13 protein-coding genes are annotated in these 12,700 nt (G+C 59.0%); 3 read left to right on the plus strand and 10 right to left on the minus strand.

Translation table 11 applies throughout. The annotated features are described in order from the left end of the window. Nucleotides 1-8 precede the first annotated feature (8 nt). Nucleotides 9-335 (minus strand): heat shock protein HspQ, encoded by a 327-nt coding sequence (gene hspQ, locus ACR0IM_RS17060; protein WP_170328114.1) that lies wholly within the window; start codon nt 333-335, stop codon nt 9-11. Between the two features lie 264 nt (nt 336-599). Between hspQ and ACR0IM_RS17065 the strand changes: the two genes are divergently transcribed. Beyond that, nucleotides 600-1,181, plus strand: a complete 582-nt coding sequence (locus ACR0IM_RS17065; RefSeq protein WP_480594001.1) for a transglycosylase SLT domain-containing protein — start codon at nt 600-602, stop codon at nt 1,179-1,181. Nucleotides 1,182-1,193: 12 nt separating this feature from the next. On the opposite strand, the gene ACR0IM_RS17070 is transcribed toward ACR0IM_RS17065, so the two are convergent. The 4 genes from ACR0IM_RS17070 to ACR0IM_RS17085 all read right to left on the minus strand — a co-directional run bounded on the left by ACR0IM_RS17070 (nt 1,194) and on the right by ACR0IM_RS17085 (nt 7,358). After that, on the minus strand, nt 1,194-1,796 hold the full coding sequence (locus tag ACR0IM_RS17070; RefSeq protein WP_480642482.1) for a LolA family protein: 603 nt from the start codon (nt 1,794-1,796) through the stop codon (nt 1,194-1,196). 39 nt (nt 1,797-1,835) lie between these two features. Continuing rightward, nucleotides 1,836-4,724: a DNA translocase FtsK gene (locus ACR0IM_RS17075; RefSeq protein ID WP_480682637.1), complete on the minus strand. Its 2,889-nt coding sequence runs from the start codon at nt 4,722-4,724 to the stop codon at nt 1,836-1,838. 14 nt (nt 4,725-4,738) lie between these two features. Next, a complete protein-coding gene (locus tag ACR0IM_RS17080) occupies nt 4,739-5,920 on the minus strand; it encodes an aminotransferase class I/II-fold pyridoxal phosphate-dependent enzyme (RefSeq protein ID WP_480682638.1) in 1,182 nt (393 codons plus the stop codon). A 109-nt stretch (nt 5,921-6,029) separates the two neighbouring features. Beyond that, nucleotides 6,030-7,358 (minus strand): amidase, encoded by a 1,329-nt coding sequence (locus tag ACR0IM_RS17085; protein WP_480682639.1) that lies wholly within the window; start codon nt 7,356-7,358, stop codon nt 6,030-6,032. A gap of 54 nt (nt 7,359-7,412) precedes the next feature. Between ACR0IM_RS17085 and ACR0IM_RS17090 the strand changes: the two genes are divergently transcribed. Further along, nucleotides 7,413-8,675, plus strand: a complete 1,263-nt coding sequence (locus ACR0IM_RS17090) for an FAD-dependent monooxygenase (protein ID WP_480682640.1) — start codon at nt 7,413-7,415, stop codon at nt 8,673-8,675. Here ACR0IM_RS17090 and ACR0IM_RS17095 read toward each other — a convergent pair. The 4 genes from ACR0IM_RS17095 to ACR0IM_RS17110 form a co-directional block, all read right to left on the minus strand. Beyond that, on the minus strand, nt 8,672-8,857 hold the full coding sequence (locus ACR0IM_RS17095; protein ID WP_480642487.1) for a Trm112 family protein: 186 nt from the start codon (nt 8,855-8,857) through the stop codon (nt 8,672-8,674). The genes ACR0IM_RS17090 and ACR0IM_RS17095 overlap by 4 nt on opposite strands. Continuing rightward, nucleotides 8,854-9,495: an LON peptidase substrate-binding domain-containing protein gene (locus ACR0IM_RS17100; protein WP_480594013.1), complete on the minus strand. Its 642-nt coding sequence runs from the start codon at nt 9,493-9,495 to the stop codon at nt 8,854-8,856. The genes ACR0IM_RS17095 and ACR0IM_RS17100 overlap by 4 nt, the downstream gene beginning before the upstream one ends. Before the next feature lie 27 nt (nt 9,496-9,522). Then, nucleotides 9,523-10,440, minus strand: coding sequence for a thioredoxin (trxA, locus tag ACR0IM_RS17105; RefSeq protein ID WP_480642488.1), 918 nt, complete (start codon nt 10,438-10,440; stop codon nt 9,523-9,525). 76 nt (nt 10,441-10,516) lie between these two features. Next, the gene (locus ACR0IM_RS17110; protein WP_480682641.1) at nt 10,517-11,305 is read right to left on the minus strand and encodes an exodeoxyribonuclease III; all 789 of its coding nucleotides are present in this window, start codon (nt 11,303-11,305) and stop codon (nt 10,517-10,519) included. 151 nt (nt 11,306-11,456) lie between these two features. Here ACR0IM_RS17110 and ACR0IM_RS17115 point away from each other — a divergent pair, with 151 nt between their 5' ends. After that, a complete protein-coding gene (locus ACR0IM_RS17115) occupies nt 11,457-11,816 on the plus strand; it encodes a hypothetical protein (protein WP_480682642.1) in 360 nt (119 codons plus the stop codon). Between the two features lie 181 nt (nt 11,817-11,997). Here ACR0IM_RS17115 and ACR0IM_RS17120 read toward each other — a convergent pair whose 3' ends face one another. After that, a complete protein-coding gene (locus ACR0IM_RS17120; RefSeq protein WP_170328103.1) occupies nt 11,998-12,684 on the minus strand; it encodes a response regulator transcription factor in 687 nt (228 codons plus the stop codon). Between the last annotated feature and the right edge of the window lie 16 nt (nt 12,685-12,700).

Consider the following 12,700-nt stretch of genomic DNA (forward strand, 5'->3'; position numbering starts at 1 on the left):
AAAGGGCCTCAGTTCAGATGGAAATGAAGCGGATAGGACCCGTTTTCGAACGGACCGAACATGTCGGGGATATCCGGGTGCTCAACCGGTTCGCCGGACTGGTCCGCAACCAGATTTTGTTCTGAAACATAAGCAACATAGAAGGATTGGTCGTTTTCCGCCAACAGGTGATAAAACGGCTGATCCTTGATTGGGCGGCTGTCTTCGGGAATGGCCTGATACCACTCTTCGGTATTCGAAAACTCTGCATCCACGTCAAAAATCACCCCGCGGAAGGGATGTTTCTTGTGACGGACCACCTGACCCAGGCGGTACTTGGCATGTGTCTTCAGCATTGTTTCTGCCCCCATTGAACTTACTACCTGTTTCCGGGCTGAAAAGCCAATCATTGATCCGAAATCAAAGGAAACAGTCTGTGAACCACTTGCTGACAGTGCTCTAAATTGCGGCCCGATTCTTTCTGTTGGCCGACGGGGATCATGACCACAATATTTCTGTCCGCAGGCGCATTACATCTAATTCGAGCTAACGTTCCGCAACGATTGTGATTTCCTAAAAGTTCAATCTGCGCTAGAATAAAAGAAAAAGGCACGAGGCACATGAGCAGAATTCTTATCGTACTCTTCGGGGTGCTGTTTCTGGCATCCTGTGGGGGTGGCTCTAAACAGCCGCCCAGCAAACTGAATGACGCGTGCAGTATTGCGCGCGAACGGCCCGAATTCATGAAGGCCTTCAAAAGCACCGAACGGAAATGGGGCGTCCCGGTCCATGTACAGATGGCGACGATCTATCAGGAAAGCCGCTATAAGCACGATGCCCGCACACCGCACCAATACGTTTTGGGTGTGATCCCAATGGGTCGCCAAAGCAGCGCCTATGGCTTCAGCCAGGCACTGGACGGAACCTGGGAGCAATACCAAAAAGAAACTGGGAAACGCCGTGCCAAGCGGGATCGCATCCGCGATGCGTCGGATTTCATCGGCTGGTACATGAACAAAAGCTACGAGCGGAACGGCATTCACCCCAGCGACACGCGCAACCAGTACCTTGCTTATCATGAGGGCCATACCGGTTACGCCCGCGGCAGCCATTACAGCAAGACCTGGCTGTTGAACGTCGCCAATGACGTGGATGCGCGCGCCAAGCTTTATCAGGCGCAACTGTCCGGTTGCCGTTATTGACAGGCTAGCGGGTCAGCGATTGCCTGACCCGCTTCTTTTCGATTTCGAGAACAGATCGCGGCTCAGGCTTTTGCCCGTATCCAGTTGCCCCAGCAGAACGGTTGTCTGGGTGCCTGCGTTGTCATGTATGACCCATTTGCGCAGCTCGATCGGATTATCTGTGAACATAAGTTCGATTCGACCGGACTCGGGGTTTTTCGGGTCCTGAGCGGTCACGACTGTGGCCGTGCCGTCGAAATCATGAGCCACGACCATATTTGCCTGACCCAGATTCACGTTCCGCGCCAGAACCAGCGACAAAGGCGTGCGCTTCAGCGGGTATTGCTCGGGCGGCTGGTTCGACTTCGGGTCAAAAATCTGCACCGTACCCGTGTTGGCCAGAACAACCGCGCTGTTAGGCGGATCATATTCGAACCGCATCTTGCCGGGCCGCTGCAACCACAGCTTGCCGGTGCTCAGCGAGCCATCGTCGTTGACCTGTGTGAATGTGGTCTGAACAGTTTTCAGGCCGTTCAGATAGTTGGAAATCTGCGACAGCGGCAGTTTATCGGCCGCCCAGGCGGCAGGTGCGGCCAGGGTCAGGGCAAGGGTAAGGGCAAAAGCGATCTGTTTCATGCGTCACAGATATGCGCTCTGCCCTTGTTATTAAATATCCTACTGCTCGGGGACGAGGATTTCCCGCTTACCGACGTGATTTGCCGCCGAAACAACACCTTCGTCTTCCATCTGCTCAACCAAACGCGCGGCCTTATTGTAGCCGATGGCGAGTTTCCGCTGGATGTATGAGGTCGAGCATTTGCGATCCTTGATCACAATCGCCACCGCTTGATCATAGAGCGCATCCTCACCATTGGTGTTGCCACCAGTGTTTAGGCCCAGAACCGCGTCGATATTGTCGGCCTTTTCTTCGGCCGGGCCATCGACCACACCACTCATGTAATCCGGCGGACCGAACTGTTTCAGGTGGTTGACGATTTCTTCGACCTCTTCATCCGACACAAACGGCCCGTGGCAACGGGTAATCTTGGCGCCGCCTGCCATATACAGCATATCACCCTGCCCCAGCAGTTGCTCGGCACCCATTTCTCCCAGAATGGTGCGGCTGTCGACTTTCGAGGTCACCTGGAACGAAATCCGGGTCGGGAAGTTCGCCTTGATCGTACCGGTGATCACATCGACCGAGGGGCGCTGCGTGGCCATGATCAGGTGAATGCCCGAAGCCCGCGCCATCTGCGCCAGACGCTGAATGCAGGCTTCGATTTCTTTGCCCGCGACCATCATCAGGTCGGCCATCTCATCGACGATGACAACGATGTACGGCATCGCCTCGGGGGCGAATTCCTCGGTCTCGAACACCGGCTCGCCGGTCTCATCGTCAAATCCGGTCTGGACCGTGCGGCTGAACATCTCGCCCTTGGAGAGCGCATCCTTAACGCGGCCGTTGTAGCCGGCGATGTTGCGGACGCCCATCTTGGACATCTTGCGATAGCGGTCCTCCATCTCGCCCACGACCCATTTCAGGGCCACAACCGCCTTTTTCGGGTCAGTCACAACGGGCGACAGCAGATGCGGGATGCCATCATAGACAGACAGTTCCAACATCTTTGGGTCGATCATGATCAGTCGGCATTCGTCCGGTGTCAGCTTGTACAACAGCGACAGGATCATCGTGTTGATCGCCACCGACTTACCAGAACCGGTGGTCCCCGCGATCAGAAGGTGAGGCATCTTGGCCAGGTTCGCCACAACGGATTCGCCGCCGATATCCTTACCCAGCGCCAGAGGCAGCGCGTGGTTTCCGTCGCCAAAGTCACGGCTGGCGAGGATCTCGCGCAGAACCACCATTTCACGGTTCTCATTCGGCAATTCGATCCCAATCACGGACCGCCCGGGCAGGGTCGAAACCCGCGCCGACAGGGCAGACATCGACCGGGCGATATCGTCGGCCAGACCGATCACACGGCTGGCTTTCAGACCCGGGGCTGGTTCCAGTTCGTACATGGTAACGACCGGGCCAGGGCGTACGCTGACGATCTCCCCCTTTACGCCGTAATCATCCAGAACGTTTTCCAGCATCCGCGCGTTTTCTTCCAATGCCTCATCACTGAGGTGATGGCGCTGAATGCTGGCCGGGTTTGACAAAAGACCCAACGGTGGCAGTTCGAAATCGGAATGCCTGTCCTCAAAAGACAGCGCAGGCTGCGCCTCGGCCCGTGCGCGGCGCGACGGCGGCGGGGTGCGGCGTACGGGTTGCGCCACCACCGGCTTGCGCGGCTCTGCCACCGGGATTTTCATAGCCGGGCGCGGCTGCGGTGCGGATTCGGGAGCATCTTCGAACACGGCCTCGTCTTCAAAATCCTGCTCGGGCGCGAAATCCTCATGCAGCGGTTCCTGCTGCCATTCGGGCACGGGGTCGGCTGTCAGCATCGGCTCGGGAGGCAGACCGGCCAACGTTACCGGCGGTTCAGGTGGCAATTCTTCCCCGCCTCGGGTGTTCAGGATCAACGGGTCCGGACCACGGCCCCGACCCTTGGTCAGCGGCAGGTTCGGATCATGCTCGGGTGCCATCTCGCCAGCGGCGACTTTGCGGTTACGCACGGCGGCGGAGATTTTCGATCGAATTCGATCCTCGCCCGGCATCTCGTCAAAGCCCGCAACGGGTTCGGGATCAACCAGTTCAGGCTCGGGCATCGGCTCGGGGCGGCGGATCAGGCTGGGCATCCGTGCCAGCAAACCTGTTTTTGCAGGCTCGGGTTCGTCGAATTCCGGCTCTTCAAAGATCGGGTCTTCAAAGGCGATTTCATCGTCGAAAACGGCATCGGCGCGGGCGGTCTTGCGTTCCTCCCACTGAGCGCGGCGGTCGCGGGCGGCCTGTGCGGTGGCGGCAGCACCACGGCCCAGCAGGTTCATCAGCATGTCGTAAGACATCACCAGACCCAGCAGGAAGGCGCGGAATCCTTTGCGTACATCGGCCTTGGTAAAGCCCAGAACCACAACACCCAGTGCGAAAACCGCAAGCAAAGATAGCAGAGACACGAGTTTTACAGCAAATACCGCCCCCATTGGCATCAGCGACAGAATAGCGCCGAGGAACGTGTACCCCAACATGCCGCCCAGACCAAAGGAGTGGCTTGCCTGCCATTCTACGCTCGCGTTCAGGGTCTCCATGTGTAGCGCAATCAGCAACACCCAAGGCGCAAACAGAACAACCGGCCAGAACCAGCGATCCAACCCGCTATGCGTCACAAAACGAACGCCCCAAACAAGCAGGAATATGGCAATTCCCCAGCATCCTAGGCCGAAGAGCGTGTTGAGGACAAAAATGATCGATGCGCCTGCCCGGCCCAACCAGTTCTGAACAGCTGTATCAGTCGAGACCATCCAGTTCGGATCATCCGGCGTATAGGACCAAATCATTGCGGCAGCGGCCAGCCCCAGCAGGATCAGGGCGATCCCGATCAGCTCTTTGCTGCGCCGCTCAATCGCGGCCTGAGTCGTGCTGTCCAACAATGGATCGCGGTTGCGCGCGTTCAATGATGCCATTTTGCCCTCGTACCTCACGAATAGATGCAGTCGCGGAGCTTGATCAGCCCTTGCTGCAACTCTGTTTTTGGGGCCACCAAAGCGACCCGGATAAATTGCTCGCCCGGGTTTTGCCCCGGATCACCTTGAGAAAGATATGCGCCCGGCAGCACCCGGACACCGGTCTGCTGCCACAGTTTCAATGCGGTTTCTTCGCCGTTTTCGACCGGCAGCCACAGGAAGAATCCGGCCTCGGGCGGCATATATCCCTGAATGCCCGCGAACACCTGATCGGCAATCGCGTATTTTTCCTGATACAGCGCACGGTTTTCAGCGACATGCTCTTCGTCCGCCCAGACCCGAGCTGCAGCGGCCTGCAACGGCAACGGCAGCGGTGCCCCTGCATAATTGCGCAACTGCTTGACCTGTTTAATCGACTCTGGGCCGCCAGCGATCAGACCTGATCGCAATCCGGCCAGATTCGAACGTTTCGACAGCGAATTAAACAACGCAACCCGCTCGGGGTCGGCGCCCAGTTCCTGCGCCACAGTCAGCGCGCCCGTGGGCGCCTCATTGCGGTAAATCTCGGAATAACATTCGTCGGCGAAAACGCGGAAATCGTATTTCTCTGCCAGTTGGATCAGCTCGACCCAATAGTCACGCGACGCCACAGCCCCCTGCGGGTTTGCAGGCGAACAGATATAGGCCGCGACAGTTCGGTTCAGAACATCCTCGGGCAGTCCCGCATAGTCTGGCAGATGGTCCGTGGCTGCTGTGGCGGGCACAAAAACCGGCTCGGCCCGGACCGAGATCGAAGCGACCATATAGACCTGGTAAAACGGGTTTGGGCACAGGACTACCGGTTTTTGGCCGTTCTTTTCCTCGGGGCACAGCGCCATAGCGGCGTTATACAGGCCCTCGCGCGTACCGTTCAGGGCCATCACGTTGGTGTCTGGGTCCATCTGCACGCCATAACGGCGGCTGATCCAGTCGGTGATTGCACCCCGCAGCTCGGGCGAGCCTTCATTCGGCGGATAGCCCTGAAAACCGGCGGCGTTTTCCATGATCACATCCGTCACCCAGGCCGGAAAGTCATGCATCGGCGCGCCGATGGTCATGTGAATCACCTCTCCGCCCGGCTGGTGGTGGTCCAACAGGGTGCGCAGACGCGGGAATGCGTATTCCGGTAGGTTCGAAAACCGCTCGGGGAAATTCATAACTGCTGCCTCAATATCGGGATCATTTTTGCCCCGTTTTTTTGGCAGATTACAGGCCACACCCCGCTTCGTCCAGACAAAGAGGTGCCGAATCAGGGGATTGTGGCATTCAGGCCAAAGCGGCCTCGGCTGCGGATCCAAGCCTTAACAACGCCTCTTCCGAGCCCGGATAGCCCATCATCATCACCCCGCAGCCGGGCGTTCCGGTGGGCAATGTCAGCGCGGCCAGACCCATCAGATTGCCAATCCGGGTGTTGCGCAGGGCCAGCAGGTTTTCGGCGACATAGTATTCATGGTCGGTCATCAGCCGGTCCAGATTCGGCGGAAGGATGGGAGCGGTCGGGGCCAGAACCGCGTCAAACCCCGCGGTGGCCGCGTCCCACGCGGCGCGGCTAGCCTTCAGCTTGGACCAGGCGGCGATATAGTCGGGGCCAGAGGCGTTTTTTCCAGCGCGGAAGCGTTCCAGAATCTCCGGGTACATCGCGTCCGGGTTGGCCTCGATCACATCGCGCCACAGGCCATAGGCTTCGGTTGTATAGAGAATGCCAGACAGCCCCATCGCCTCGTTCAACTCGGGCACTTCGAGGGGCACAATCTCGGCCCCGGCTTCCCGCAGACGGTCCAGCGCATCCTCGAAGGCCTTGCGCGGTGCGTCCCGCAGATCGTCTTTGGCAACGTTCTGCAGGTCCGCAAATCGGCACCCCTTCAGGTTGGCGCCACGCAGATCAGCCGGGGAACTGCCTTCCAGCAAGGCCAGCAGATGTGCCGCATCCTCGACCGACCGGGCCAGCGGGCCAGCGGTATCGAAGCGCAGGCACAAGGGTACCACCCCTTCCAGACTGACCCGCCCGGCGGTGGTTTTCAGCCCGACCAGATTGTTCCACGCCGCCGGAATGCGCACCGAGCCGCCCGTATCCGAACCGATTCCACCGGCCGCCAAACCCCAGGCCACCGACGCTGCCGCCCCCGAGGATGAGCCGCCGGACACAGCGTCTTCATCATCAATGCACGGCGGGGTTCCTGTGATCGGGTTCAGGCCCAGCCCAGAAAAGGCCAACTCACTCATATGGGTTTTGCCCAGGCAAACGGCGCCCAACGCAGTGGCGTTGCGCAAGACGACCGCGTCCGCTTCGGGCACGCGGCCTTTCAACAGCGCCGATCCGGCCTCGGTCCCGGTTCCGGCCGTATCGAACAGGTCTTTCCAGCTGATTGGCACGCCATCCAGCAGTGACCGACGCAGGCCCAGCTTGGCGCGTTCTTGCGCCGCCTTGGCCTCGGCGCGGGCGCGGTCGTGGGTAACGCGGGCATAGATCCGCTCGCGGTGATGATGCGCATCGATGGCAGACAGATAGGTTTCAGTCAGCTCAACCGGATCAATCCGCCCCATACCGATGCCCCGGCCCAGATCACACGCCGTCATGGTCAGCCAGTCCTGCATCCCTGCCCCCCTTTGGAAAATCGTGTTCATCGGACGGTAGCGACAGGACCGCACATGGACAATCCCGAAAGGCCGCGCATATTGCGGGGCATGGAACAGAAGACCGAAATCCTGATCGTTGGCGGCGGCCTCAATGGCCCGGCCCTGGCACTGGCACTGGCGCAGACGGGACATTCCGTCACCGTAATTGACGCACTGGCTGAGAAAGTGCGCAAGAACGCAGCCTTTGACGGGCGCGCCTATGCGCTGGCGCTGGCGTCTCAGCGCCTGTTGGACGCGATCGGGGTATGGGATCACGTGGCCGAACACGCCCAGCCGATGTTGGAGATCAAGGTCACCGACGGGCACGCGGGCACAGGACCGTCGCCCTATTTCATGCATTTCGACCATGCCGAGATCGAAGAAGGTCCGATGGGTTACATGGTCGAGGATCGCCACCTGCGCCGCGCTTTTCTGGACGCCATGGCCAGGGAAAAGGGCATCACCCAGATCAGCGGCCGGATGGTCATAGCGCAAGAGGTCGACGCGACCGGCGTAACCCTGACACTGGACGATGACAGTACTGTTACTGGCCGCCTGCTGGTCGGCTGCGACGGGCGCCGTAGCGGTACCGCCTCGCGCGCCGGCATAAAGCGCAGCGGGTGGGATTACGGCCAGACCGCACTGGTCTGCGCCATCGAACACGACCTGCCCCATCACGGTATCGCACACCAGTTCTTTATGCCCCCCGGCCCGCTGGCCATCTTACCGTTGACCGGCAACCGCAGCTCGATCGTCTGGAGCGAACGGACTGAAACCGCACAGCGCATCGACGCCCTGCCCGAGGCCGAATATCTGCAGGTTCTGCGCCCACGGTTCGGAGATTTTCTAGGAGATATACGCCTGCAGGGAGACAGGTTCACCTACCCGCTCAACCTGACCATCGCCAATTCATTCATTGGCGACCGCTTAGCTCTGGTCGGAGACGCGGCACACGGCATGCATCCTATCGCCGGTCAGGGTCTGAACGCCGGGCTCCGCGACGTAGGCGCGCTGGCCGAGGTGCTGACGCTGGCGGGGCGGCGCGGTGAGGATATCGGCTCGGTCCAGGTTCTGGAACGCTATCAGGAATGGCGCCGCTTCGACACGGCCGCGCTGGCCATGGCGACGGATGTGTTCAACAAGCTGTTCTCCAACGACAACCCGCTGCTGCGTGCTGGGCGCGATATCGGGATGGGGATCGTCGGGTCTCTGCCCGGATTGCGTCGCGGCTTCGTGCGCGAGGCCGCCGGACTGACCGGAGACCTGCCGAAACTGCTGCAAGGTCGCTCAATTTAGTCGAGCGTACGCGCCTCGTCGACCAGCATCACCGGAATCCCATTTCGTATCGGAAAGGCCAGATTGGCGGCCTTCGAGATCAGCTCCTGCTTTTCAGCGTCGTATTGCAGCGTGGTGTGCGTCTGCGGGCAGATCAGCGCCTCAAGCATGTGGCGATCAAAGGGGTGTTCGGGGTCGGTCATTGCAGTTTTTCCTCGTTCGTTCCGCCGCGCATGGCGAATTCTATCAATGTCACCAAAGTCTCGCGCCGGGTGCGCAGGCACGGGGCCTCAAGCAGTGCCTGTTTCTCTTCGGGATCGAAATCCAGCAGCATCGACAATGAATTCACCAGCAGCTCATCATCGGCGTCTTTCAACGTATCCCAATCCGTCGACAGCTGACGCGAGGCAAAGAAACGTTCCAGCAGGCAAAGAAACTGCGAACGATCAAAACCTTCGTCCAGCTCGGCCTTGCCCAGATCGCGGTCAAACCCGCCCCATGACACGGCGCAGCGCCGATAAGGTGTGAAGGCGTCCAGCTCCGACGTGATGCGAAACCTGGAAATACCGGTCAGCGTGATCAGATAACGGCCATCCTCGGTTTCTGAAAACTGCGTCACCCGCCCGGCGCAGCCGATCCGGTGCAGTTTGTCTTCATTGCTCTGACAGGGGTTCGGCTGCACCATGCCAATCAGACGTTCCTGCGTTTTCAGCGCATCGTCCAACATTTGCAGATAGCGCGGCTCAAATATATGCAGCGGCAGGCGAGAACGGGGCAGCAACAGCGCCCCGGGCAATGGAAAAACGGATACCGTTTCCGGCAGATCAGCGGGATGCATCATGTATCCGAGTGTAGCCCTGATCCCGAATTAGGCAAATATCATCGAGCTGAGCTTGCGGCGACCGTTCAGAACAATCGGATCATTGGGCTTGAGCGCGTCGAAAACGGTAAACAGTTGCGCTTTGGCGGCGCCGTCATTCCATTCACGGTCGCGTCGGAACAGTTCCAACAGCTGCGCAACGGCTTCTTCCACATCGCCATTGGCGTGCAGAGCCTGCGCCAGATCGAACCGTGCCTGATGGTTGTCGGGCTCTGCCTCAACCGTAGTGGTCAACTCGGCCACGGGGCCGGCATCTGCGGCCTGCTTGGCCAGCTCCAATTGCGCGTGGGCGGCTTCCAACTCGGCTGCGGTGGAAATCTCGGCTGGTGCACCGTTCAGGATTGCCTCGGCCTGTTCCAGATCACCGGCCGCGATATGCGCACGCACCAGCCCGCCATAGGCTGTGGCATTGTTCGGATCTTCGCCCAAAATGGCAGCAAAAGTCTGAGCCGCGTCAGTGGCCGCGCCTTCTGCCAGCATTTCTTCGGCGGCTTGAATGGCGTCGTCCAGTTGCCCGCCGGGGCTTTCACCGCCCGCGGCCTCGATCACACGGTCGACAAACGCCTTGATCTCGGACCCCGGCACTGCACCCTGAAACCCGTCTACGGGCTGGCCCTTGAAGAACGCGTACACGGTCGGGATCGACTGGATGCGCAGTTGCGCGGCGATCGTCTGCGCCTCGTCCACGTTGATCTTGACCATCTTCACCGCACCCTTGGCCGCGGTCACGGCCTCTTCCAGCAGCGGCCCGAGCGTCTTGCAGGGGCCACACCAGGGCGCCCAAAAATCGACGATGACCGGAGTAACCTGAGAGGTTTCGACCACGTCGGCCATGAACGTGGCCTCGGTTCCGTCCTTGATCAGATCAGTTGCCTCGGGGCTGGCAGCAGCGTTCAGAAGGTCCATGGCATTCACTCTCCGGTTCGAACTCGCGCCCTATATGCAACCGCTTGTTGCAGAAACCAAGGGCCGAGTTACGCAATTACAGGTCAAAACTGGCAAAAACAGGGGCGTGGTCGCTGGGCTTCTCCCACCCACGTGCGTCGCGCAGGATACGGCTGGAGTGCCCCGCGTTCGAGATATCGGGCGTGGCCCAGACATGATCCAGCCGCCGCCCCTTGTCGGCCGCGTCCCAATCACGCGCACGATAAGACCACCAGCTATAGAGCTGCCCCTCGGGAATATCCTGGCGGGTGATATCAACCCAGCCGCCCGCATCCTGGGTTTCGGCCAGCGATTCGACTTCGATCGGTGTGTGCGAGACGACCTTGAGCAGTTGTTTGTGCGACCAGACGTCATCCTCACGCGGGGCGATGTTCAGATCGCCGACCAGAATGGATTTTTTCGGCTTTTCCGCATGGAACCAGTCGCGCATATCGGTCAGGTAATCGAGTTTTTGGCCGAATTTCTCGTTCTTCTCGCGATCCGGGATATCACCGCCTGCGGGGACGTAGAAATTGTGGATCGTTACACCATTCTCCAACCGCCCTGCGATGTGGCGGGCATGACCGAGACCAGCAAAATCCTTGTCGCCCACCTCCTCCATCGGCAGGCGCGACAGGATGGCGACGCCGTTATAACCCTTTTGCCCGCGCGCGATCATGTGGGTATAGCCTAGCTCCGCAAACCCTTCGGTCGGGATCTTTTCGACCGGCGACTTGCACTCCTGCAAACACAGAACATCCGGAGCCTCTTCCTGCAGCAATTTCAGCACGATGGGCTCGCGCAGGCGAACCGAGTTGATGTTCCAGGTGGCAAGGGTGAAAGGCATGGGAGATTCCTCTGTCACGGGTTGGGCGGAGGTTAGCGTGATGAGGGATGGGGTGCCACGGGAAAAGCTCACTAGAAAGAAGCTAAGCGGACGAAGCCGCCGTTAGACGTACCGTCTTGTGCGTAAACAGACAACTGCGTAGAAAAATCAAATGAAGAAAGCTCCGGTTATTCTGTCGTTCCTTGGTCTAACTTTGCTGCTTGGCTACCAGTCTTTTCAGGTTATCAAGTTAAAGCATCAACGAAATCACAACGCCTCATTCAGAGAGTTTTTTGGGAATGCGGTAGAGCAAGTTTGCTTGACCAAAGAAGCAGTTATTGACGCGGCTACGTCTCAAGGGTTTTGGTATGTTCAAGAGGGCGAAACTGCGCTGGAACCACTTGATGATCCAGCTCCCATCGGTGCGGTTGATTTAGTGAAAGTCCATATCGAACCAGACCCGTTTCTCGCTCCCCGTGTATTCACGACCTTCCCGTTCGATGAGGATGGCTGTTGGATAACGAATGAATAAATGGATTCTGTGTTTCGGCTCTATGCCGACCTCTACTCCCAATCAACACACAAAAAAGCCGGGCCATCAGGCCCGGCAGTCCAACAGGGAGGTGCATGTCATAACCCGGACATGCGCGGGTTGGGAGAACTCTAATTACACATCCAGAGTATCACTTTGATCCACGTCAATCCACAACCAGTTAAGACACCAGCCTATATCCACCCGATTCTGTGACCAAAAGGCGCGCATTGGACGGATCGGGCTCAATCTTCTGGCGCAGGCGATAGATGTGGGTTTCCAGCGTGTGCGTGGTGACCCCGGCGTTATAGCCCCAGACCTCGTGCAACAGCACGTCTCGGGCAACGACGCCATCGGTCGAGCGGTACAGAAACTTGAGAATGTTGGTTTCTTTCTCGGTCAGCCGGATTTTGCGATCGTCTTCGGTGATCAGCATCTTCATCGCAGGCTTGAACGTGTAGGGACCCAGAACAAACACCGCGTCCTCGGACTGTTCATGCTGGCGCAGTTGCGCCCGGATACGGGCCAGCAGGACCGGAAACTTGAATGGCTTGGAAACATAGTCGTTGGCACCCGCATCCAGACCCAGAATGGTATCCGCGTCGCTGTCATGGCCGGTCAGCATCAGGATTGGGCTTTTGACGCCTTGCTTGCGCATCAGGCGGCACAACTCGCGCCCGTCAGTATCCGGCAGGCCGACATCCAGAATGACCAGGTCATAAATCGCTTCGCGCGCACGCTCCATCGCGGATGCTCCGTCATGGGCTTCGAACACGTCGAAGTCCTCGGTCATCACAAGTTGCTCACTAAGCGCCTCGCGCAGGTCTTCGTCGTCATCCACCAGCAGGATTTTCTTGAGCTGAGCCATGTGCGGTCCTCCTAAG

Source organism: Ruegeria sp. BF6 (assembly GCF_056538665.1).

Coding starts and splice junctions, on each gene's coding strand:
- hspQ (WP_170328114.1), bottom strand. CDS start 335: ATGCTGAAGACACATGCCAAGTACCGCCTGGGTCAGGTGGTCCGTCAC.
- ACR0IM_RS17065 (WP_480594001.1), top strand. CDS start 600: ATGAGCAGAATTCTTATCGTACTCTTCGGGGTGCTGTTTCTGGCATCC.
- ACR0IM_RS17070 (WP_480642482.1), bottom strand. CDS start 1,796: ATGAAACAGATCGCTTTTGCCCTTACCCTTGCCCTGACCCTGGCCGCA.
- ACR0IM_RS17075 (WP_480682637.1), bottom strand. CDS start 4,724: ATGGCATCATTGAACGCGCGCAACCGCGATCCATTGTTGGACAGCACG.
- ACR0IM_RS17080 (WP_480682638.1), bottom strand. CDS start 5,920: ATGAATTTCCCCGAGCGGTTTTCGAACCTACCGGAATACGCATTCCCG.
- ACR0IM_RS17085 (WP_480682639.1), bottom strand. CDS start 7,358: ATGCAGGACTGGCTGACCATGACGGCGTGTGATCTGGGCCGGGGCATC.
- ACR0IM_RS17090 (WP_480682640.1), top strand. CDS start 7,413: ATGGACAATCCCGAAAGGCCGCGCATATTGCGGGGCATGGAACAGAAG.
- ACR0IM_RS17095 (WP_480642487.1), bottom strand. CDS start 8,857: ATGACCGACCCCGAACACCCCTTTGATCGCCACATGCTTGAGGCGCTG.
- ACR0IM_RS17100 (WP_480594013.1), bottom strand. CDS start 9,495: ATGATGCATCCCGCTGATCTGCCGGAAACGGTATCCGTTTTTCCATTG.
- trxA (WP_480642488.1), bottom strand. CDS start 10,440: ATGGACCTTCTGAACGCTGCTGCCAGCCCCGAGGCAACTGATCTGATC.
- ACR0IM_RS17110 (WP_480682641.1), bottom strand. CDS start 11,305: ATGCCTTTCACCCTTGCCACCTGGAACATCAACTCGGTTCGCCTGCGC.
- ACR0IM_RS17115 (WP_480682642.1), top strand. CDS start 11,457: ATGAAGAAAGCTCCGGTTATTCTGTCGTTCCTTGGTCTAACTTTGCTG.
- ACR0IM_RS17120 (WP_170328103.1), bottom strand. CDS start 12,684: ATGGCTCAGCTCAAGAAAATCCTGCTGGTGGATGACGACGAAGACCTG.